The organism is Halolamina salina, from assembly GCF_042678005.1.
Lineage (GTDB): Archaea > Halobacteriota > Halobacteria > Halobacteriales > Haloferacaceae > Halolamina > Halolamina salina.
Map to the genome: position 1 here is coordinate 6,894 of NZ_JBHUDH010000058.1, position 19,770 is coordinate 26,663.

The 19,770-nt window shown below is 68.9% G+C and carries 22 protein-coding genes, 3 tRNA genes and 1 pseudogene; 14 read left to right on the plus strand and 12 right to left on the minus strand.

Annotated features, from left to right (window positions below; all coding sequences use genetic code 11):
- The 3 genes from hemG to ACFR9S_RS06780 all read right to left on the minus strand — a co-directional run.
- Nucleotides 1-565: protoporphyrinogen oxidase (gene hemG, locus ACFR9S_RS06770; RefSeq protein WP_379818321.1), on the minus strand; the 565-nt coding region annotated here is incomplete at its 3' end.
- Nucleotides 566-567: 2 nt separating this feature from the next.
- The gene (locus tag ACFR9S_RS06775) at nucleotides 568-1,653 is read right to left on the minus strand and encodes a TIGR04053 family radical SAM/SPASM domain-containing protein (RefSeq protein WP_379731809.1); all 1,086 of its coding nucleotides are present in this window, start codon (nucleotides 1,651-1,653) and stop codon (nucleotides 568-570) included.
- Nucleotides 1,654-1,682: 29 nt separating this feature from the next.
- Nucleotides 1,683-1,988, minus strand: a complete 306-nt coding sequence (locus ACFR9S_RS06780; RefSeq protein WP_379731808.1) for a CGCGG family putative rSAM-modified RiPP protein — start codon at nucleotides 1,986-1,988, stop codon at nucleotides 1,683-1,685.
- A 205-nt stretch (nucleotides 1,989-2,193) separates the two neighbouring features.
- Here ACFR9S_RS06780 and ACFR9S_RS06785 point away from each other — a divergent pair, with 205 nt between their 5' ends.
- A complete protein-coding gene (locus ACFR9S_RS06785) occupies nucleotides 2,194-2,580 on the plus strand; it encodes a winged helix-turn-helix transcriptional regulator (RefSeq protein WP_379731807.1) in 387 nt (128 codons plus the stop codon).
- 106 nt (nucleotides 2,581-2,686) lie between these two features.
- The gene (locus ACFR9S_RS06790; RefSeq protein WP_379818322.1) at nucleotides 2,687-3,403 is read left to right on the plus strand and encodes a DUF7119 family protein; all 717 of its coding nucleotides are present in this window, start codon (nucleotides 2,687-2,689) and stop codon (nucleotides 3,401-3,403) included.
- Here ACFR9S_RS06790 and ACFR9S_RS06795 read toward each other — a convergent pair.
- A complete protein-coding gene (locus ACFR9S_RS06795) occupies nucleotides 3,394-4,620 on the minus strand; it encodes a M20 family metallopeptidase (RefSeq protein WP_379818323.1) in 1,227 nt (408 codons plus the stop codon). The two genes, ACFR9S_RS06790 and ACFR9S_RS06795, sit on opposite strands and share 10 nt — an antisense overlap.
- 81 nt (nucleotides 4,621-4,701) lie before the next feature.
- On the opposite strand from ACFR9S_RS06795, the gene ACFR9S_RS06800 reads away from it, so the two are divergent.
- Both ACFR9S_RS06800 and ACFR9S_RS06805 read left to right on the plus strand, forming a co-directional pair.
- Nucleotides 4,702-4,775 (plus strand) — tRNA-Lys (locus ACFR9S_RS06800).
- 377 nt (nucleotides 4,776-5,152) lie between these two features.
- Nucleotides 5,153-5,299 carry a hypothetical protein gene (locus ACFR9S_RS06805; protein WP_379731353.1) on the plus strand — a complete coding sequence of 49 codons (147 nt, stop codon included), beginning with the start codon at nucleotides 5,153-5,155 and terminating at the stop codon, nucleotides 5,297-5,299.
- A gap of 111 nt (nucleotides 5,300-5,410) precedes the next feature.
- Here ACFR9S_RS06805 and ACFR9S_RS06810 read toward each other — a convergent pair whose 3' ends face one another.
- Nucleotides 5,411-5,905, minus strand: a complete 495-nt coding sequence (locus ACFR9S_RS06810) for a deoxyuridine 5'-triphosphate nucleotidohydrolase (RefSeq protein WP_379731354.1) — start codon at nucleotides 5,903-5,905, stop codon at nucleotides 5,411-5,413.
- Between the two features lie 110 nt (nucleotides 5,906-6,015).
- Between ACFR9S_RS06810 and ACFR9S_RS06815 the strand changes: the two genes are divergently transcribed.
- From ACFR9S_RS06815 to ACFR9S_RS06840, 6 genes are all read left to right on the plus strand, one after another.
- The gene (locus tag ACFR9S_RS06815) at nucleotides 6,016-7,989 is read left to right on the plus strand and encodes an aconitate hydratase (protein WP_379731355.1); all 1,974 of its coding nucleotides are present in this window, start codon (nucleotides 6,016-6,018) and stop codon (nucleotides 7,987-7,989) included.
- Nucleotides 7,990-8,242: 253 nt separating this feature from the next.
- Entirely contained in the window at nucleotides 8,243-8,731 is a 489-nt protein-coding gene (gene rimI / locus ACFR9S_RS06820; RefSeq protein ID WP_379731356.1) for a ribosomal protein S18-alanine N-acetyltransferase, read from the plus strand.
- Between the two features lie 203 nt (nucleotides 8,732-8,934).
- Complete coding sequence (locus ACFR9S_RS06825) at nucleotides 8,935-9,375, plus strand: DUF5810 domain-containing protein (RefSeq protein WP_379731357.1); 441 nt, start codon at nucleotides 8,935-8,937, stop codon at nucleotides 9,373-9,375.
- An 80-nt stretch (nucleotides 9,376-9,455) separates the two neighbouring features.
- Nucleotides 9,456-9,902 carry a DUF5809 family protein gene (locus tag ACFR9S_RS06830; protein ID WP_379731358.1) on the plus strand — a complete coding sequence of 149 codons (447 nt, stop codon included), beginning with the start codon at nucleotides 9,456-9,458 and terminating at the stop codon, nucleotides 9,900-9,902.
- Nucleotides 9,895-10,476, plus strand: coding sequence for an NUDIX hydrolase (locus ACFR9S_RS06835; RefSeq protein WP_379731359.1), 582 nt, complete (start codon nucleotides 9,895-9,897; stop codon nucleotides 10,474-10,476). Before ACFR9S_RS06830 ends, ACFR9S_RS06835 begins: the two co-directional genes overlap by 8 nt.
- 50 nt (nucleotides 10,477-10,526) lie before the next feature.
- Nucleotides 10,527-10,880: a rhodanese-like domain-containing protein gene (locus tag ACFR9S_RS06840; protein ID WP_379731360.1), complete on the plus strand. Its 354-nt coding sequence runs from the start codon at nucleotides 10,527-10,529 to the stop codon at nucleotides 10,878-10,880.
- A 53-nt stretch (nucleotides 10,881-10,933) separates the two neighbouring features.
- Here the strand turns inward: ACFR9S_RS06840 and ACFR9S_RS06845 are convergent, their stop codons facing one another.
- The 6 genes and pseudogenes from ACFR9S_RS06845 to ACFR9S_RS06870 form a co-directional block, all read right to left on the minus strand.
- Entirely contained in the window at nucleotides 10,934-12,925 is a 1,992-nt protein-coding gene (locus tag ACFR9S_RS06845; RefSeq protein ID WP_379818324.1) for a CARDB domain-containing protein, read from the minus strand.
- 70 nt (nucleotides 12,926-12,995) lie between these two features.
- Nucleotides 12,996-13,289: a stress response translation initiation inhibitor YciH gene (yciH, locus tag ACFR9S_RS06850; protein WP_053948808.1), complete on the minus strand. Its 294-nt coding sequence runs from the start codon at nucleotides 13,287-13,289 to the stop codon at nucleotides 12,996-12,998.
- A 107-nt stretch (nucleotides 13,290-13,396) separates the two neighbouring features.
- A pseudogene (locus tag ACFR9S_RS06855) lies at nucleotides 13,397-14,320 on the minus strand (formate/nitrite transporter family protein); the annotation flags it as partial.
- A gap of 52 nt (nucleotides 14,321-14,372) precedes the next feature.
- Nucleotides 14,373-14,597, minus strand: a complete 225-nt coding sequence (locus ACFR9S_RS06860; RefSeq protein ID WP_379731720.1) for a hypothetical protein — start codon at nucleotides 14,595-14,597, stop codon at nucleotides 14,373-14,375.
- 76 nt (nucleotides 14,598-14,673) lie between these two features.
- A tRNA-Thr gene (locus tag ACFR9S_RS06865) sits at nucleotides 14,674-14,747 on the minus strand.
- A gap of 14 nt (nucleotides 14,748-14,761) precedes the next feature.
- Complete coding sequence (locus tag ACFR9S_RS06870; protein WP_379731719.1) at nucleotides 14,762-15,244, minus strand: GNAT family N-acetyltransferase; 483 nt, start codon at nucleotides 15,242-15,244, stop codon at nucleotides 14,762-14,764.
- A 134-nt stretch (nucleotides 15,245-15,378) separates the two neighbouring features.
- On the opposite strand from ACFR9S_RS06870, the gene ACFR9S_RS06875 reads away from it, so the two are divergent.
- The 3 genes from ACFR9S_RS06875 (at nucleotide 15,379) to ACFR9S_RS06885 (ending at nucleotide 18,239) form a co-directional block, all read left to right on the plus strand.
- Nucleotides 15,379-17,355, plus strand: coding sequence for a 3-hydroxyacyl-CoA dehydrogenase/enoyl-CoA hydratase family protein (locus ACFR9S_RS06875; protein ID WP_379818325.1), 1,977 nt, complete (start codon nucleotides 15,379-15,381; stop codon nucleotides 17,353-17,355).
- 38 nt (nucleotides 17,356-17,393) lie between these two features.
- Nucleotides 17,394-18,071, plus strand: coding sequence for an NUMOD3 domain-containing DNA-binding protein (locus ACFR9S_RS06880; RefSeq protein WP_379732663.1), 678 nt, complete (start codon nucleotides 17,394-17,396; stop codon nucleotides 18,069-18,071).
- A 61-nt stretch (nucleotides 18,072-18,132) separates the two neighbouring features.
- Nucleotides 18,133-18,239: transfer RNA gene (locus ACFR9S_RS06885), tRNA-Glu, on the plus strand.
- A 163-nt stretch (nucleotides 18,240-18,402) separates the two neighbouring features.
- On the opposite strand, the gene ACFR9S_RS06890 is transcribed toward ACFR9S_RS06885, so the two are convergent.
- Nucleotides 18,403-19,368: a WD40/YVTN/BNR-like repeat-containing protein gene (locus ACFR9S_RS06890; RefSeq protein WP_379818326.1), complete on the minus strand. Its 966-nt coding sequence runs from the start codon at nucleotides 19,366-19,368 to the stop codon at nucleotides 18,403-18,405.
- Nucleotides 19,369-19,560: 192 nt separating this feature from the next.
- Here ACFR9S_RS06890 and ACFR9S_RS06895 point away from each other — a divergent pair.
- A partial coding sequence (locus ACFR9S_RS06895; RefSeq protein WP_379818327.1) for a hypothetical protein occupies nucleotides 19,561-19,770 on the plus strand: 210 nt, incomplete at its 3' end.

Below are 19,770 nucleotides of genomic sequence, written 5' to 3' on the forward strand. Positions count from 1 at the left end.
TCGCCCGCACTGCCGCGACGAGCAGGCTCCGATCGACGCCGCGTTTCTCGAGCGCTCGCCCGAGCGAGTGCCGCATCGGCATCTCGTCGGGGTGCGTGCCGTAGATGCCGCCGTACAGCGGGCCGACGAGGTACCGGGCGGCCTCCGGCCCGAGCATCCGGGTCAGGGATTCTTCGACGCTCTCCTCACCCCGTGGCGGCCCGGTCAGCGGTTCGAGCAGCATACGGAGCTTCCCCCGCAACGAGAGCAGGTCCGTCGACACCCCCTCGCGGACGGAGAACGGCACCTGGCGGAGCGAGCCGTCACGGTAGAGGTACAGCGGCGGGTCCGCCGCCTCGACGAGTCGATCGTCGAGGTCGAGGTCGTCGACCAGCGACGCCACCGGCGGCGAGAGACGGGTGCGTTGGGGACCGTCCTCGACGACGTACCCCTCGACGGACCGGCTCCTGATCACGCCGCCCGGCTCCGAGTCGGCCTCGAACACGACGCTGTCGACGCCGCGCTCGTAGAGTTGGTGCTGCAGCGCGAGGCCGGTGATCCCCGCGCCGACGATGCCGACCCGCATCGTCAGTCGGCGGGGTTCGGCAGCGGGCCGTCGTACCCCTCCGGCACGTACGGACAGAGTGGATCGCTCTCGAGCGGGTCGCCGGTCGTCGCGTACGCCCGCGAGCGGCTGCCGCCGCAGACGTTCCGGAACTCGCAGGCGCCGCATTTCCCCTCCAGCGCGTCGGGATCGCGGAGCTTCTCGAACAGCGGCGCGTCGCGGTAGAGGTCGACGAGGCTGTCCGTCCGGACGTTCCCGGCCGGCTCCGGCAGGAACCCGGAGGGGTAGAGCTCGCCGGTGTGGCTCACGAACGCGAAGCCGTCGCCGGCGGTGATGCCGGTCCGGCGGCCGATCGCGTCGTTCTCGGGCTTGTCGGTCGCCGAACGGCGCTGCTGGATCGCGACCCGGCGGTAGTGGGGCGCCTCAGTGGTCTTGATTCCGAAGTCGGCCTCGTCGTTTACCTCGGTCAGCCACTCCATCACGCGGTCGGCCCGCTCCGGCGGGACCGGATCGAGCACCTCTCCTCGGCCGACCGGGACGAGGAAGAACACGGACCAGAGCACGGCGCCGAGGTCGTCGACCAGTTCGCGGAGCTGGGGGAGCTGTTCGACCGTCTCGGCACAGACGGTCGTGTTGATCTGGAGCGGAAGCCCGGCCTCGTTGGCGGCTCGGGCCGCCTCGACGGTCTGCCGGAAGCTCCCTTCCTCCTTCCGGAAGCCATCGTGGGCCGCGGGGGTGGCGCCGTCGATGCTGAGCGCGAGTCGGCGCAGCCCGGAGTCTGCGAGCTTTTCGATCCGGTCGGGGGTTAGCGACGCCGTCCCGCTGGGCGTGAGCGTCATCTGCAGCCCCTGATCGACGCCGTGTTCGATCAGCTCGAACGTGTCGTCGCGGTAGAGCGGGTCGCCCCCGGAGAGGACGACAAGCTGGTTCTCGCCGAACTCGCTCGCCTCGTCGAGGAGCCGCTTCCCCTCCTCAGTCGTGAGTTCGTCGGGGTGGCGCTGGGGCTGGGCCTCCGCGCGGCAGTGTTTGCAGGCCAACTCGCAGGCCTGCGTGAGCTCCCAGACCAGCACGAACGGGCGCTGACTCGTGTCGATGGTGGATGGGCGCATTGGGGTCGTCGTGGGTGTCGGAGACGCGGTTACTGGACGTGGACTCGCAGGACGTGGCCGCCACAGCCGCACTGTTCGACGTACTCGTACTCCACGTCGTCGCCGAACTCGTCGTCGAGCACGTCGTAGAGGTACGTCTCGGGGTGGCCGTGCTCGCCGTGGGTCACGAGGTTGACGTGGTTTCCGGGGGCGGTGTGTTCGACGGCGTCGATCCCCTGCTCGACGAGGAGGTCGCGGTCCTCGGCGTGTTCGGGACCTTCGAGGTTCGCGGACCAGGAGTTGTCGTGGACGCGGTCGGTGACGGGGTCGGCCGCCTCGTGGTCGTGCTGAGACATGGCTTACGTCGTCCTTCGACGCCGACGACCATGGGGGGATGGCCGAACATGTTCTTGGCCGAGGCGGCCTCGACAGCCCCGCTGCTCGTACCCGGCCGTACGGCTGCCGCCGCCTACCCCTCCGGCCGGCCGCAGGCAAAGCTACCTATATGTAACTCAGTTACCAGTAGTAACCCCTAAGTCGCCGTCGCCCTATTCACCACGTATGACGAGTGACACGGGCGAGGACGGGGAGAAGCTGCAGGTGTGGTGTGCGGGCGAGGACTGGTGTCCGGTCACCACGACGGCGCTTTTGGTCGGGAAGAAGTGGCACCCGGTGGTGATCCACCGGCTGCTCAACGAGGGGCCGAGCGGCTTCAGCGAACTGGAGGACAGCGTCGGCGGCATCTCCAGCAAGGTGCTCTCGGAGGTGCTCGACGATCTGGAGAGCAAGCGGCTGATCGACCGCGAAATCGTGAGCGAGAAGCCCGTCCGGACGGAGTACTCGCTGACCGACCACGGCGAGTCGCTGGAGCCGGTGATCACGGCGATGCGCGACTGGGGGAAACAGCACATCACGGAGCCCGAGGACCCGAGCGTCTCGCTGGTCTGAGGCGACTCTCCCTCGCAGCACTCGTGCGTCGCCAGTCGCCGCCGGTGTGCGTCGCGTTCACTCGGGCGCGGGAGGCTTTTCCACCGCGGGACCGAACCAGCAGCTAATGTCACAACCCGACCCCGACGAGGAGGCTCGCGCGGGCGACCCGCGGGCGAGCCGGCAGGAACCGACCGACGACGTGCCGGCGACGACCGACCGGCGCTCGCGGGTCGGCGAGCCAGTCGTCCGCGCGGACCCGGAGATCACCGGCGAGCGCGCGAGCGACGCGATCGACTTCGACCCCGACGACCCCGAGAGCGTCGCCCGCGCCGCCGAGGTGCTGGCGGAGTTCGCCGGCTGTCAGGGCGAGGAGGACTGCGTCGACATGCTCCGGGGCGCGGCGGCGTGTGCGGCGCTCGTGCGCGGGGTCGCCTCCTACCGCGAGGCCGCCGAGCGCGCCGGCGGCGTCTCGGTGTCGTTCATCCGGACGTGGGCGCGGGTCCACGACCTACCGCAGTCGGTGCGGCGCCACGTCGCCCGCGGCGAGATCGCCCCCTCGGCGGCCAAACACCTCGCCCGCGTCGACGGCCCCGCACGGCTGGATCTCGCGTGGGCGGTGCTGGACCACGACCTCACGGTCCGGCAGGTCCGATCGCTGGCGAGCCGGGTCAACGACGGCACGTCGGCGCAGGAAGCGCTCCGCGAGGAGGGGGTCGAACTTGGCGATATCCGCCTCTCGCTCCCGGTCGAACAGTACCGCGAACTCCGCCGCGAGGCGTCGATGCAGAACACCACTCCCAGCGATCTGGTGGCCGAGATGATCGCCGAGCGCTACGACTGAAGGAACCGGACGGCGGTCTCCGCGATCGTTTCTCGGGCCTGCTCAACGTCGGCCCACTCGATCGTCTCGTCGGGGAAGTGGGCCTGTTCGATGCTGCCCGGGCCGAACACGACCGTCGGGATGCCCGCGGCGACGTAGTGCCGAGAGTCGGCGCCGTAGGTCGCGCCGCGGGGGTCCGTGTCCGGCAGCCCCGTGTCGAGCATCGCTTCCCGCAGCGTCCGGACGATCGGCTCGTCGGCGTCGACCTCGGCCGACTCGAACTGGATGCTGAACCGCTCGAAGCTTGGCGGGTGCTCGGAGAGCCAGTCGTCGGCGTCGACGACCGCCTGCAGCGCCTCCTCGTACTGCTGCTCCACCTCGTCGACGGTCTCGCCGGGGGCGACCCCGAACCGCATCTCGGCGGTCAGCGAACTCGGCACCGAGGAGGCCCAGTTGCCGGCCTGCACTTTGCCGATCACGATCGGCCACGGGACGGGGTACTCCTCGTACAGCGGGTGAGTGACGCTCTCGGAGCGATCGGCCTCGAGATCCTCGAACGCCGCCCGGATGCGCTCGAAGTGCGGGAGCACGTCCTCGCCGCGCCAGCGCGAGGCCGCGTGTGCGGCCCGGCCCTGTATCTCGAGGCGCTTCATCACCGTCCCCTCGGTGGCAGTGATCGGCGTCAACTCGGTCGGCTCGGCGAGGATCTCGGCGTCGGGCTCGAAGGGATAAGGGTTCGACAGNCCCTCCTCCTCGCCGGCGACGGCCTCGACGACGAGCCGGCCGTTCAGGTCGGCGTCCTCGGCGCGTTCGGCGACGTCCAGCGCGGCGAACACGCAGGCCGCGACGGGACCCTTCATGTCCACCCCGCCGCGGCCGGTTAGCGTCTCCTCGCCGTCGTCGCTCTCGCCCCACACCGGCTCGAACGGCGGCGACGACCACGCGTCCTCGTCGGCCGGCACGACATCGAGGTGGCCGTTCAGGATCAGTGTCGGGCCGGCGTCGGGGTCGCCGAACTCCAGCACGCCGGCGACGCTCGGGCGGTCCTCGGTGTCGATCAGGTCGGGATCGTCCGGGAACGACGAGTGCTGGGCCAGTTCCTCGGCGTCGGCCTCCCACTCGTACGTCTCGAAGCCGAGGTCGTCGAGACGCTCTCTGGTCCACGCCGCGGCCTCGGCCTCCCCGCCGCCGACGGTGGGGAACTCGATCAGTCGCTCGGCGAACGTACGCATCTCCATGGCCGAGGGGTCGGCGGGAGAGGGTTTAGCTTCCGGGGGAACCGTAAACGCTTACCCGGTGGTCGTCCTTGATCGGCGTGAGGGCTGATAGCTCAGTTTGGGAGAGCGTCTGGCTTTTAACCAGACGGTCGGGGGTTCAAGTCCCTCTCAGCCCGTACAGACCGCCGAGCGACAGCGAGGCGTGTCGATCGTCGCTGAAGGGTCTTGAACCTCGGAAGCCGCGCCCGCGCAGGCGAGCGAAGCGAGCCGAGCAGGACCGTCTTCCGTCCGGTACAAGTCCCTCTCAGCCCGCTTCTCCGACGAACGATGTGAGTCGTGAGTCACGACGCCGAAGGGGCTGACCCTGTCAGTCGCGCGCAGTGAGGCGGGACCGAAGGTCCCGCTGACAGCCGGCGGCAAAGCCGCCGCCGAAGGGAGCACGCCTGATCCCGGTTCAAGTTCCTCTCAGTTCTATCTGCAGTGTAACCGCAGGTAAGTGGCTACCCTTGGATTCTGGGAAAACCTTTAGGCACGCCTGACAGGATATTGAGCTATGGTACAAGTAACGTGTGAGGACGCTGGCGGAAACTGTAGTACCGTGTTTGAGGACATCGATGAGTTGAAGATCGGAAAGAAATGTCCGATATGCAACGAGTATCTCGACACGAGCGCCAGAAAGCTGTTGAAGAAGAACAGTTAGAAGAGGGCCCAGTTACGCGGACGGTTCGGCTTCGATCCAATCGAACGGGGTGATCGAAACCACATCTCTTTCCCTCCAACTTCGCGCGGTGTTCGCTACTATCGGTCGTCCTCAGTTCTCCCCTTGATAGCTCCCGTCGTACGTTCCCTCGCTCTCCGCATCGGCGAGCACGAACTGCCCGATCCGGGCACCCTGCTCGATCTCGATCGCCCGGCCGACCTGCAGCAGTCCCTCGCCGCGGCCCTCGTAGCCGGCGTCCCAGACGGCCGTATCGAGCGAGCAGGTGTTGCGCAGTAGCGTCGAACGCGGGAGCACGAAGCCGACGCTGTCCTCGGGCACTGCCAGTCGCTCGCCGTAGCGCACGACGTAGTCGCCCGGTTCGAGACGATAGATCGGCGGGTCGTCGCCGTGGGGGTCGACCTCGCTGCGCTCCCCCACGGACTTCCCGTCCCGGCCGACGTAGCCGGGGCTGGTCTGTTCGAACACTGCGTCGAGAGTGAGGTCGACGCCGTTCGGCTGGACCGCGTCGTCGGCGGCGTCCTCGACTGCGGCGGCGACCTCGGCTCCGGAGCGGAACATGAATCGGTGTCGGGTCGTCGGCGACAAAACCTTGCCGAAGGCGCCGTGACCGGCTCTCCTGCCCGCGTGTGGCTCCCTCGCCGCCTGCGCCGTTTCTCGCCGGATTTATCACTGCTCCGAGTCCATTTGCAGACGATATGGGAAAGACAATCACGGAGAAAGTCCTCGACGATCACCTCGTTGAGGGCGAGCTGACTCCCGGCGAGGAGATCGGGATCGAGATCGATCAGGTGCTGACCCAGGACACCACCGGGACGATGGTGTGGCTCCAGTTCGAGGCGCTCGGCCTCGACGAAGTCCAGACCGAACTCGCCGCGCAGTACTGCGACCACCAGACGTACCAGTTCGACTTCAAGAACACCGACGACCACCGCTTCCTCCGCTCGGCGGCGGGCACCTACGGCGCCCACTTCTCCCGGCCGGGCAACGGTATCTGTCACAACGTCCACAAGGAGAACTTCGCCGCGCCCGGCAAGACGCTGCTCGGCTCGGACTCCCACACGCCGACGCCCGGCGGCCTCGGCCAGCTGGCGATCGGTGCGGGCGGGCTGGACATCACCGTCGCGATGGGCGGCGGCGCCTACTACGTCGACATGCCCGAGGTCGTCAACATCCGACTCGAAGGTGAGCTCGGCGAGTGGGCCACCGCGAAGGACGTCATCCTCGAGCTGCTGCGGCGCCTGAGCGTCAAGGGCGGCGTCGGCAAGGTGTTCGAGTACACCGGTCCGGGCGTGGAGACCCTCTCCGTGCCGGAGCGGACGACGATCACCAACATGGGGACCGAGCTCGGCGCCACCTCCTCCATCTTCCCGACCGACGAGCGCACGAAGGAGTGGCTCGACGAGGTCGGTCGCCCCGAGGACTACGTCGACCTCCAGCCCGACGACGACGCGGAGTACGCCGAGGAGATCGTCGTCGACCTCTCGGAGATCGAGCCCATGATCGCGGAGCCGTCGATGCCCGACAACGTCGTGCCCGTCCGCGAGGCGGCCGGCCAGTCGGTCGAGCAGGTGATGATCGGCTCCTGTACCAACGGCGCCTACGAGGACATCCTCCCGGCCGCGAAGATGCTGGAGGGCCGCGAGGTCAACAAGAAGACCGAGATGATCATCGCGCCCGCCTCGAAGCAGGCCTCCGAGATGCTCGCCCGTGAGGGCTGGACGGCCGAGCTGATGGCCGCCGGCGTGAACTTCTCCGAGGCGACCTGTGGCGCCTGTATCGGGATCGGCCACGTCCCCGGCAGCGACACCGTCTCGCTGCGGACGTTCAACCGAAACTTCGAGGGCCGCTCGGGAATCGAGGACGACTCCGTCTACCTCTGCTCGCCGGAGGTCGCCACCGCCGCGGCGATCAAGGGCGAGATCATCGACCCGCGCGATCTGGCCGACGAACTCGGCGATCTGGAGGATCCCGGCTTCGAACTCGGCACCGACTACGACCAGCACGACGCCGACCTCATCGCCCCCGACGAGGCCGTCGACGACGAGCTCGTCAAAGGCCCCAACATCGGCGACGTGCCGCTGAAGGACCCGCTCGAGTCCAACCTCGAGGGCGAGGTGCTGCTCCGGATGGGCGACAACATCACGACCGACCACATCATCCCGGCCACGTCGGACATCCTGAAGTTCCGCTCCAACGTGCCGAAGCTCTCGGAGTTCACGCTCTCCCGCGTCGACGAGAGCTTCGCCCAGCGCGCGCTGGACGCCGACGGCGGCTTCCTCGTCGCCGGCGAGAACTACGGTCAGGGTTCCTCGCGTGAGCACGCCGCCCTCTGTCCGATGTACCTCGGCGTCGAGGGCGTGCTGGCTCAGAGCTTCGCCCGCATCCACAAGGCGAACCTGTTCAACTTCGGCCTCGTCCCGCTGACGATCGACGAGGACGACTACGAGCGCATCGAGCAGGGCGACGACGTCCAGATCGTCGACGACGTGGGCGCCGGCGTCCGCTCCGGGCAGGAGGAGTTCGCCTTCCGCGTCAACGACGAGTGGGAGGGCACCGCCCACCTCGACGCCTCCGAGCGCGAGCGCGAGATCCTCGCGGCCGGCGGCAAGCTCTCGTGGACGAAGCAGCAGGCTCAGGACGGCAGCGGCGCCGCCCCCGCGGACGACTAAGCCAGTAGCGGTTCGCGATCCCTTTTTCCGATATTTCGACTGTCGATCGCTCAGTCAGTACGAGTAGCTGTTCCCGGCGACCGTGAGCGCGCATCGCCCCGCGTCAGCGACGAGCACCGATCGTCGTTCCGTCTGGCAGCGCGCCGAGCGTTCGTGAACGCCCCGACGTGGACGACGGAGCCGAACGGTTCGTCGCCGATCCGCCCCCCGCGGGCCGCGTCGTTTATGCCGACCACTGCCTTAGGTCACGGACGTGACCTCCCACCCGGACACGTCGGACGCCGCGGACCTCACTATCCGCGAGGCCGACCGGGCGGATCTGCTCGCGGTGTTCCGGATCGAGAAGTCGGTGTTCCCCCAGCCGTGGCCGTTCGCCTCCTTCGAGCGGTTCCTGGGCAATCGAGGGTTCCTCGTCGCGGTCCGTGACGGCGCCGTCGTCGGCTACGCGATCGCGGACGTGAGCGCGAACCACGGCCGCGATCTGGGCCACCTGAAGGACATCGCCGTCCACCCCGAGATGCAGGGCGAGGGCGTGGGCCGCGCGCTCCTCCGGCGCGTGCTGTTCACGCTGGCGCTCGCCGGCGCGGACGTGGTGAAACTCGAAGTCCGGGAGAGCAACGACGTGGCGCAGTCGCTGTACGAGGACGTTGGGTTCGAACGCGTCCGGCGGGTGTCCGCCTACTACGACGACGGCGAGGACGCGTTCGTGATGGTGCTCGACGTCGACGACTGGCGAAACTGAGCCGCGGCTGGCACCTGTCGCGACCTCCGTGTCGCGACGACGGAGCGCCATGCCGCGGCTCTGTGGGACTCGACGCCGGCGCGTGACCTGCTCCAGCCTCCGGGCTGGAGCAACGGAGCGCCATGCCGCGGCTCCGTGGCACTCGACGCCGGCGCCGCCCCGCCGAGCACACCTGTTTTCCCCCTCCGGACCGAGAGCCGGGTATGGGATACCGCTGTCCGGTCTGTGGCTCGCCCCAAAAGGACGACGAGCACTTGGCGAACCACCTCGCGATGACCGCGATGCTTCACGGCGAGGACCACGAGGCGTGGCTCGACGACCACGTCGAGGAGTGGAGCGAGCACACGCCGCCCGAACTCGCCGCGAAGATCGTCGGCGACGCCGAGGAAGTCGACTACGACGAGGCGACCGCCGAACGCGCGGAGACCGAGATTCCGACCGGCGACGGCGAACACGACCACGAGCACGATCACGGCGACGCCGGCGGCCACCCCACCGAGGAGATCGCCGACCCCGCGGAAGTGCCCGATTCGGGGTTCATCGACGAGGCGGCCGAGGAGGCCGTCGCCGAGGCGCGCGAGATGACCCGGAAGCGCCGCGAGGCCGCCGCCGAAGAGGAGAGCGAGGAGGACGGCGACGCCTGACCGGCACGCTGCCAGCCGGGAAGTGCGACGCCCGATCGACCATCGTCACCGGTAAGCCCGTCCGCTCGGGATTTCCAGGTATGCGAACCGAAGGAGTGTTCTCCCCGCAGACGGCAGACGACGCGGCCGAGGCGTTCGAGACCGTCGGTCCCGCCGCTCAGACGGTCGTCCGCGAGACCGCCAAGGCGATGGAGTTCGACCGCGAGGAGTACGACCGCCGGGTGACCGGCGAGGTCGTCGAGACCGCCCGCGACGCGCTGTTCGCCTCGCTGCTGTCGGTCACGATCGGTGACCGCGAGGAGTGGGAGGCGTGGCGCGATGAGCACCCGGGGTACGACGTCCACGAAACCGGCTCCGAGAGCGTCGAGCGGGTGGTCTGGCACGCCGCCCCCGCCACGGAGGAGGTCGTCGCGGCGACGTTCCAGTCCGAGGAGGAAGCGGCGATCGGTACCCTCCGCCGGCAGGCGTTCGGCCGCATCTACCAGCCGCTGCTGAAAGACGACGTGCCCGGAGAGTCGGATGGCTGAGTTCCCGCCGGACGACGGCCGCCGGCACGAGTCGCTGCCCGACCCGCACCCCGACTGGCGCGTGATCGAGAGCGTGCCGGAGTACGAGACCGGCTGGTTCGTCGGGGGGTACGATCTGATCGAACAGCCCGACGGCAGCCGGAAGCGCTACTACTGGGCCGAGCTCGCGACCGCCGTCGTCGTCACCGCCGTCACCGACGACCACGTGCTGTTCGTCGAGCAGTACCGGCCGACGATCCGCCACGAACAGCTCGAACTGCCCGCCGGCGTCGTTGAGGCCGAAGAATCGTTCACCGCCGCGGCCCGGCGGGAGCTCCGCGAGGAGACGGGGTTCCGCGCCGACTCGCTGTCGCTGCTGGAGGACGTCTGGGTCGCGACGGGCGCGCTCAGACACAAGCGCGCCTACGTGTTCGCCGAGGGCCTTGAACCGGTCGGGCAGGAGCTCGACGCGAACGAGTTTCTCACCCCGCGGGCGATCCCGATCGAGGAGGCGATCCAGACGGTCCGTTCGCGGCCGACCAACGAGGCCACGCTGCAGGGCCTGACGCTGGCCGACGAGGAAGGGCTGCTGTAGCCCCGGCCGCGGTCCGTGAGCTTCAACCGTCCGAGCGAGCCACGGTCGGTATGGACGAAATCTCGACCGAGCGCGTGGCCGAACTGCTCGCGGACGACGCGGCCCCGACGCTGGTCGACATCCGCGAGCCGCCGGCGTTCCGGCGCGGCCACATCCCCGGCAGCCTGAACGTCCCGTTCCGAGAGCTCCCCGACCGCGTGGCCGAGCTTTCCGACGCCGACCACGTCGTGACGGTCTGTCCCCATGGGAAAGCCAGCGTACAGGCCGCGAAGCTGATCGAGTCCTACGAGGGGATCACCGATGCGACCGTCGAGAGCATGGCCGGCGGGCTGAGCGAGTGGGACGGCGAGATCGAGTCCGCCGCCGACGCGGAGCCGGACGAGGGGCCGGCAGCGCCGTTCTAAGCGACCGACTCCGCATCTCTCTCGCGATCGACGGTCTCGACCCTATCCAGTAGTTAGCTCCCCGACCGCCGCCGAAGCCCCAGTGCCCCGAGAACGGCGACGATCGCGGCCGGCACGCCGAACCCGGGGCCGGTGGTCTCGGTCGTCGGTGCGACGGCGCGCACGTCGACCGCACGGTCGCCCGCGCCGACGCGGTACTCGCCCGCTGCCGGCAGTTCGACGGTCGCCGAGACCGTCGTACGCTCACCCGGGCCGAGCGTCACCGTCCGTGTCGCCACCGTCTCGCCGTCGCGGGTGAACGGGATCGTCGCGTTGCCCGGTGCCTGCCCGTCGTTCGTCACGGTCGCGGTCACGGTCGTCTCCTCGCCGGGCTCGACCGTCCGCGGTTCGACCGCGAGGTCGGTCACCGTCGGCGTCGCCGGCTCGCGGACCGCGACGCTGAACCGTTCGCCGGCGATCGAGACGGTGTAGCGTCCCGGCTCATCGAACTCGTGGGTCAGCGAGGCCGTCGTCTGTTCGCCGGGAGCGAGCGTCCCGTTCGCCGTCGCGACCGCGCGGTCGTCGACCCGGAGCGTGACCGCGTACTCGCCGGACGCGCCGCCGAGGTTCTCGACCGTCGTCCGCAGCGAGAGCGTCTCGCCGGCCGCCAGCGTGACCGGGGCGCCGAGCGTCGCGTTCCGGTACGGCCCGGTCGCGCGCACGTCGGTCGCGGGGTCGAAACCGACCCGCAGCAGCGCAGCGTCGCCGCCGAACGCCTCGCGGTGGGCGCTCCGGTTCCAGACCTCGAAGGTGTCGCTGGTCGTCGTGAGCCGTTCGGCGGTGGTGCGGGTGGACTCTCCCCCGGCGTTCCCGACGGCCGTGAGGATGTCCTCGTTGGTGACCGGGGAGGTTCGCTCGTTGAGTGCGGCGAGCACGCGCTGGAAGGTGGCGCCGCGGTCGGTCGCGACGCGGATCCGTCGGTCGATCTCGCCGGTCACCAGCGCTCCCTTCCAGTAGTTCGCGTGGTTCGCCCAGTCGGTCGGCTCCGCCAGCACCGAACTCGCCTGCGGGTCGTCGGCGCCGCGGTCGAGATACTCGGCGAAGCGGGCGAAGCTCACCCCCTCCTGTCGGTGGCTCAGCAGCGCGGCGTACCACGTCGCGCTGGCCTCCGTGAGCCATCGCCCGGAGTCGGCGGTCCGGAACGACTGCCGGGTGTGGACGTACTCGTGGAGCCACGCACTGCCGACGCTGTCGATCGGCTGGCTCGCGCGAACCCAGAAGTCGGTATCGCCGACCTGAACGCCCTGTGCCGCCCAGTTCACCCGGTCGGTGGGCGCCGCGACCGCGAACACGGTCGGGTCCCGGTCGCCCACGCGGAGCGCCTGCGAGGCGTTCCCGAGGCCGTCGAGGATCTCTTCGGGCGGGTCCGCGAGCGAGGCGGCCTCGGGCACGATCAGCCTGATCTCCTGCCCGGCGACCTCCCGCGTGTACGTCGCGTGAGGGCCGAGGAACGCCGTCGTCTCGCCGACGGCACCTTCGCCGTCGACACGGGTCGTGCGATCGATGCTGACCGAGTCCGTGCCGCGGTAGCGCCACTGGTAGCCGAGGTTGGGCTGCTGGACCAGCGCCCACTCGCCGGTGTCGGTGTAGAGATACGAGCCGTCGGCGGCCAGCGGGCCGTCGCGGTCGGCGGTCCGGTTGGCGGCCATCTCGTAGCGGAGTCGCGGCTCGGCGGTTTCGCCGTCCCACTCCCAGGTCCGTCCGTCGAGGCGGCTGAACCCTTCGGCGTCGGTGACGTTCGACTGCGGGTCGAGCGTGACCCTGAGCTCGGTCACCTCCGACGGGACCCCGAACGTCTGGACGACGCCGATCGACCCCGCGCGCTCCGGCGTGAGCGAGAGGACGGTGTCGACCGTGATCGTCGGCGACGCCGCGGGGCCGACGGCCGGTTCGGCGTCACGATCCGTACCCCACGTGCTCGCGTCGGCGTCGGCGGCCGTTACGGCGGCCGCTGGCTGCACACCGGCGAGCAAGAGAACGACCGCGACCGCGACGGCTCTGTGCACAGTACTGCTCGGTGCGGGGCCGACATAGTTCCCACGTCACCGGGTGGGAACCGGGCCGGCAGGGAGGGGGTCAGGCCACGTTGAAGCCTTTGTCGCGGAGGAAGTCCTCCACGCGACCGCTGTGGTTCCCCTGGAGTTCGATGGCGCCGTCCTCGACGGTGCCGCCACACGCGAACTTGGACTTCAGGTCCGAGGACAGGCTGTCCATGTCCACGTCTTTCGGATCGAACCCCTCGATGACCGTTACCTCCTTGCCGTACCTGCGCTCGTCGATGCGGATGCTGATCTGCTGGGACTCTTTCGCGACGTCCTCGCAGACGCAGAGTTCCTCAGGCAGCCCGCACGTCGAGCAGACTTCACCCATTACGGCCGAAAAGTAGCTGCCACAGCTACAAAACAGTATCGGGGCGCCGTTCGCGGGGCGAGACGCGGCGTCGGCGGCTAATCGCTATCCTCGTGGACCAGCTTGTGGACGTACGACCGCCCGGCCAGCCCGCCGAACAGCAGCTCTCGCGGGGTGAGCTTCCGGTCGAACCCGTCCTGACGGGCGATGTCCAGCCGCTCTTCGGTCGTCTGGAAGTAGTTCACGACCGTGAGGAACAGCACGCCGCCGACGGTGTTCCCGACCAGAACCGGAAACACGAACCAGAACAGCCCGCCGACGAACACGGGGTAGCCCGCGAACGCGAGGAACGCAAGCTCCGTGAAGGAGACGACCGAGTGGTACAGGTTCGCCAGCGGGATCGACAGGAAGGCGATGTAGACGACCGCGAGGCGCGTGAAGCTGTCCCGGACGGCGTACACGAGCCACACGACGCCCGCGACGATGAACCCCGCGAACGTCGCCTTGAAGAACAGCGGCCAGAACGCGGTATCCAGCCCCTTCTGTGAGAGCTTGATCGCCGCGTCCATCACCTCCGGGGAGAGGACGCCGGTCCGGGCGAGGATCAGCGCGCCGAACCCGCCGCCGACGAAGTTGCCGAAGATAACCATCCCCCAGATCTTGAACAGGCGGGGCAGGCTCATCAGGCGTTCCAGCACCAGCACCACCGGCGGCAGCGTGTTCTCGGTGTACAGTTGGTAGCCGCCGAGGATGATGAACACGAACCCGAGCGGGTACAGCAACGCGCTGAGTATCGGATGACTGTCGGTCGACGCGGTCAGCGACGCGAGCATCAGGAACGTGACGGTGATGGCGAACCCCGCCGCGAGGCTGCTGAAGAACAGCTCCCGTCCGCCCGTCGTGGCCTCCTCGTCGGCGGCGGCGATGATCCGCTGGAACACCTCGTGGGTCTCGAACTGGTCGCGAAGCACCGCCCCCGCCGCGGGCGCGCCGTGCTCGGACTGTTCGATCGCCTTCCGTACGGACTCCTCTTGGGCATCGCCGTCCGACATTGCGGGTGGCTACGCGACGGAGCAGGTAACTTCTGGGGTTATCGAACGCCGCTCACCACAGCCAGATCGACGAGACCAGTATCGACAGCCCGACGAGCGCGGTGATCGCGCCGACGATCTGCGTGGCGTCGATCTCCCACTCGTCGGCGACCTCGTCCTCGTTGCCCTCCTCCATCGCGGCCTTCCGGGCGGCCTGATAGGGGGCGAGGACGTGGATCCCCCCGGCGAGGAGCAGGAACAGCCCGGCGACCAGCGGCTGCCACGGTTCGTACGCCATTCGGCGGTGGTTCTCGGCGGTCGTGGAAATGGGTTCCGACGGCGGCGCTTCACGTCTCGCTTCGCTCGACGAGAAGAGCCTGGACCGGGAGTCGAACCCGGGAAGTCTCGATTACAAGTCGAGTGCATGAACCACCCATGCTCTCCAGGCGCGGCCGAGCCTACTCAGTCCTCCTTTGAGTGCGTGTCGTTTTCGGGTGCCTTCTCCATCTCGACGCGGTGGGGGCGGTAGCCGTGGCGCGCGTAGAACCGCCGGGCGGCCTCGTTGTCGGCGAGCACCTCCAGCGAGATCCGATCGACGCCAGCGTCGAGCAGGCGGCGCTCGGCGGCAGTCAGCAGGTCGCCGCCGACGCCGGTGCCGCGGTGGCTCGGCCGCACGTAGATGTTCTCGATCACGCCGCGATCGACGTCCTGCCGGAAGCCGCCGGTTTCGGGGGCGAACTCGACGAACCCCGCGAGGTCGCCCTCGGCGGTGCGGGCGACCAGCACCCCCTCGGTGACGATGGCGCGAGCCAGTCCCTCGCGGACCGACTCGCGGTTGGGCGCCGCCAGCAGATGCGAGCCGTGTGCGCGCTGGTCGCGCGCGAGATCCACCCACAGCTCCGCGATCCGGTCGGCGTCGTCCATCGTCGCCTGTTCGATCTCCATCCGTTCCCGTATGGGGTCGCCGGGAGGTAAGAGGTGTCGGCCGCGGCGACCGCGATCCACGCGGAGCAACTCCGAGCCCGTTGCTGATACGGGAGAGGGAAACGTTCAACCGCTATCCGGTCGACTACCCGCGCATGGATCCCGACGATATCGACCGGATCGCGGTGCTCGGCGCAGGGAACATGGGCCACGGCATCGCAGAGGTGGCCGCGCTGGCCGGCTACGACGTGACGATGCGGGACATCAACGAGGAGTTCGTCCAGAACGGCTACGAGCAGATCGAGTGGAGCCTCGAGAAGCTGGCCGAGAAAGACCAGATCAGTCAGGCCGACGCCGACGGCGCGCTCGACCGGGTCACGCCGGTCGTCGATCTCGACGCCGCAGTCGGGGACGCCGACGTGGTGATCGAGGCCGTCCCGGAGAAGATGGACATCAAGAAGGACGTGTACCGCGACGTAGCCGACCACGCGCCGCCGGAGGCCATCTTCGCGACCAACACCTCCAGCCTCTCGGTGACGGAGCTCTCGGAGGTCAGCGACCGGCCCGAGCAGTTCTGCGGGATGCACTTCTTCAACCCCCCCGTCCGGATGCAGCTGGTCGAGGTCATCTCCGGCGCCCACACCGCCGACGGGACGCTCGACACGATCGAGGCGCTCGCGGAGTCGCTGGGCAAGACGCCCGTCCGCGTCCGGAAGGACTCGCCGGGGTTCATCGTCAACCGCGTGCTCGTCCCGCTGATGAACGAGGCGGCGTGGATCGTCGAGGCCGACGACGCGACGATCGAGGAGGTCGACTCCACCACGAAGTACGATCTCGGTCTCCCGATGGGCTCGTTCGAGCTCGCCGATCAGGTCGGCATCGACGTGGGCTACCACGTCCTGGAGTACATGTATCAGGAGCTGGGCGACGCCTACCGGCCCTGCCCGCTGCTGGCGAACAAAGTCGAGACGGAGGAGCTCGGGAAGAAGACCGGCCGCGGCTTCTACGACTACGAAAACGGCGACGGCGCCCAGATCCCGACCGACGCCGGCCGCGAGGACATCCAGGAGCGTCTGCTCGCGGTGATGGCCAACGAGGTCGCGGGCCTCGTCGCCGAGGACGTCGCCGACCCCGAGGCGATCGACGAGGCGGTCAAGCTCGGCGCCGGCTTCCCCGACGGCCCGGCGAAGATGGCCGACGACTACGGGATCGAGCCGCTCGTGGAGACGCTCGACGAGCTATACGAGGCGACCGACGAACCCCGCTACGAGGCCGAGGAGTCGCTGCGCGAACTCGCCGAGTCGGGCGCGGGCTTCCACGGTCCCGCGGGCGACGGCGACGGCGGGACGGAGTACGAGGTGCTGAACGTCACCGTCGACGGCTACGTCGGCCACATCGAGATCGCCCGGCCCCACCGAATGAACACGATCAGCGAGGAGCTGCTCCACGAGCTCGACACCGCGATCGACGAGCTCGACGCTCACGAGGACGTGCGCTCGGTGCTGCTCACCGGCGAGGGCGACCGGGCGTTCTCCGCGGGCGCCGACGTGCAGTCGATGGCCGCCGGCGGCGGGGACCCGCTGCACGCGGTCGAACTCTCGAAGCTCGGACAGGAGACGTTCGGCAAGCTCGAGTCGCTGGACGCGCCGGTCGTCGCCGCCATCGACGGCTACTGCCTCGGCGGCGGGATGGAGCTCGCGACCTGTGCCGACCTCCGCGTCGCCAGCCGGCGCTCCGAACTCGGCCAGCCCGAACACAACCTCGGCCTGCTGCCGGGCTGGGGCGGCACCCAGCGCCTGCGCCACATCGTCGGCGAGGGCCGGGCGAAGGAGATCATCTTCACCGCCGAGCGCTACGACGCCGCGGAGCTCGAGGAGTACGGCTTCATCAACGAGCTCACGGAGGACGGCGAACTGCTCGACCGCGGCTGGGAGCTGGCCCGCGACCTTGCGGCCGGCCCCCCGATCGCCCAGCGCTACACCAAGCGCGCGATGCTCGCCGGCCGCGACGACACCGACGCCGGCCTCGAAGTCGAGAGTCAGGCGTTCGGCCACCTGATGAACACCGACGACCTGATGGAGGGCGTCACGGCGTTCATGGGCGACGGGGAGCCGGAGTTCGAAGGGAAGTAGGCCGAGATTTCTTCACTGATCCGGGCGAACTTTTCTTCGTGGGTCGACGGTACCGAAGCGGCTGGTGGCTCGAACAGAAGTACTGGGCAGAGGGGTGGACGCAGGCAGAGATAGCCGACGAATGTGGCGTGTCGCCACGCTGTATTCGGAAGTGGATGGAGAAGCGCAACCTCGACACCCGCGACCTCGCCGGCGAGAACCACCCGCAGTACGGTACTACGCGAACCGCCGAGACACGTGCGAAGATCTCCGACACGATGGAGAACCGAGAGGTGACCGAAGCACATCGCGAGCGAATCGCGGAAGCCCACGAGGGGCGGACGCTGCCGGAGGACGTCCGGGAGCGGATCTCCGAGTCGCTCTCAGGGCGATCACTTTCGAAGAGGACGCGGCGTCGGATGAGCGAGTCGACGACGGGGAGGGCGAATCCGAACTGGAAAGGTGGGTACAGCCGGCGGTACGGCGACGGCTGGTCGATCGCTCGCGAGTTCGTTCTCGACCGCGATGAGCGTTGCCAAGCCTGTGGACACGAGGGGACCGAACGCCCGCTGGACGTACACCACATCATCCCGGTTCGGTGCTTCCGCCGGGCCGACGACGCGGCACTCTCCGAGGCGCACGACCCCCGAAACCTCGTCGTTCTCTGCCGGCGATGCCACCCGAAAGCGGACAATGGGGAGCTTGAGTTCGAACCCGGCGTCGATCACCCGGAGTAACTGGGGGACGGCTATCGACTTTCGATGGGATTAAAAACTCACAGACACCACATTCGAATGCGCTCGGTTGGTGTAGTCCGGCCAATCATTTCGGCCTTTCGGCCGCGAAAGGAATCGGCCTACGCGGGAAGAGAGCCGATGACCGGGGTTCAAATCCCCGACCGAGCATTTCTCCGACGAACTCACCGACGAGCAGCGGCACGACGACCAGCGACCGCGAGCACTAATCGATACGGAACCGCAGGGAAACAGTGACCGCGCCGTCGGGGGACTGAGCGATCGAACGGGCTGCCTCTGACACATCCCGATGTCCCACGACGGTCAGCGGGGACTACTTCTCGATGACCGTGCCGCTGGCGCCGACCGCGATGTCCGTCTCGCCGCGGCGGACCGACTTCAGGTTCGCGCCGGTCGGCGTCGGCTCGCGGCGCCACTCGCCGTCGGTGTACTCGAACACCGCGCCGCCGCTGCCGACGGTGTAGCCGCCGTCGCCGCCGAGTTCGATGTCACGGAGCGAGGCGTCGCCGAGGTCGGTCGGCGTCCAGCCCGCGCCGTCCCAGCGGTGGACCATCGCGCCGCCGCCGGCCACGTCGACGCTGTCGCTCCCGTCGGAGTCGACGGCGTAGAAGTTGACGTTGGCGTTGGCGATGCCGATGTTCTCGTACACGCCGCCGTCGGCCGTCGCGAAGACGGTCTGGTTGCCGTCGACCGCGTGGCCGCTTCTCGGGCCGTGGAAGTCGATCGCCTCGATCGCCGAGCCCGATCCCGGCGTCACCTGATCCCACGTCCCGGTCGCCCCGTTCCCGAAGCTGCTGTAGATCTTCCCGGAGTCGCCGGCGATGTACACGTTCGCGTCGCCGGGCTCGCCGACGACGCTCACGTCGTTGAAGTTGTTCGTCACGTCGTTCGGCGCGGAGTGATCGACCATCGACCCCGTCAGCACGTCGTACTCGCCGATCGCGCCCGAGGCGCCGACGACCCAGAGCCGCTCGCCGCCGTCGGTCGTCGCGGCGCCGTAGAGATCGTTCCCGTTCCCCGTCGGGCCGCCGTCGACGACTCGGGTCCAGCCCTCGGCGGTCCGTTGCAGCACGTCGCCGCCGCCGCCGACCGCGAACGCGCCCGCGGCCGTTTCGACGACGGCGTGCAGCGTTCGGTCGGTCGGGGTTTCGGCGGTCGCCCACCCGTCGGCGGCGGCCACCGTTCCGGTACTTCCGAGCAGCCCGCCGGCTGCGAGGAGGGCGCCGGTCGTCTTCAGCACGCTGCGTCTCGTTCCGTGCGTTGCGGGGGAGTCGGTCATCTTGGATACCTCCGGCGGTAGTCGGACATAGGGGGTCGAACCCCTTTACCTCGATTCTCGGCGCGTTTCGGGGCTGCCGAGCACGATTTCGCTCCCCGGGTTTCTGCTCAGGGTCTGACGATCCGTGCAGCCCCTGATCGACTCGCCGCGAACGGACAACCATTAATCACAGAAACGCGGATGTCCCTGCGAATGGCTCACCCGACCGTTCGTCGGCTCGTCTCACAGCTCCGCGCTGTCGCCGTCGTGAGCCGGCTGTCCGCGACGGTCGGCTACAACGTCGCGTCGGTGCTGCTCGCGGTCGGCCTCGGCGTCCGCGTCGGCGGCTGGCCGGGGGTGACGGCCCGCTGGGTCGCCGTCGGCTACGCCGCGGCGACGATGGCGGCGAAGTTTCAGGCGTCG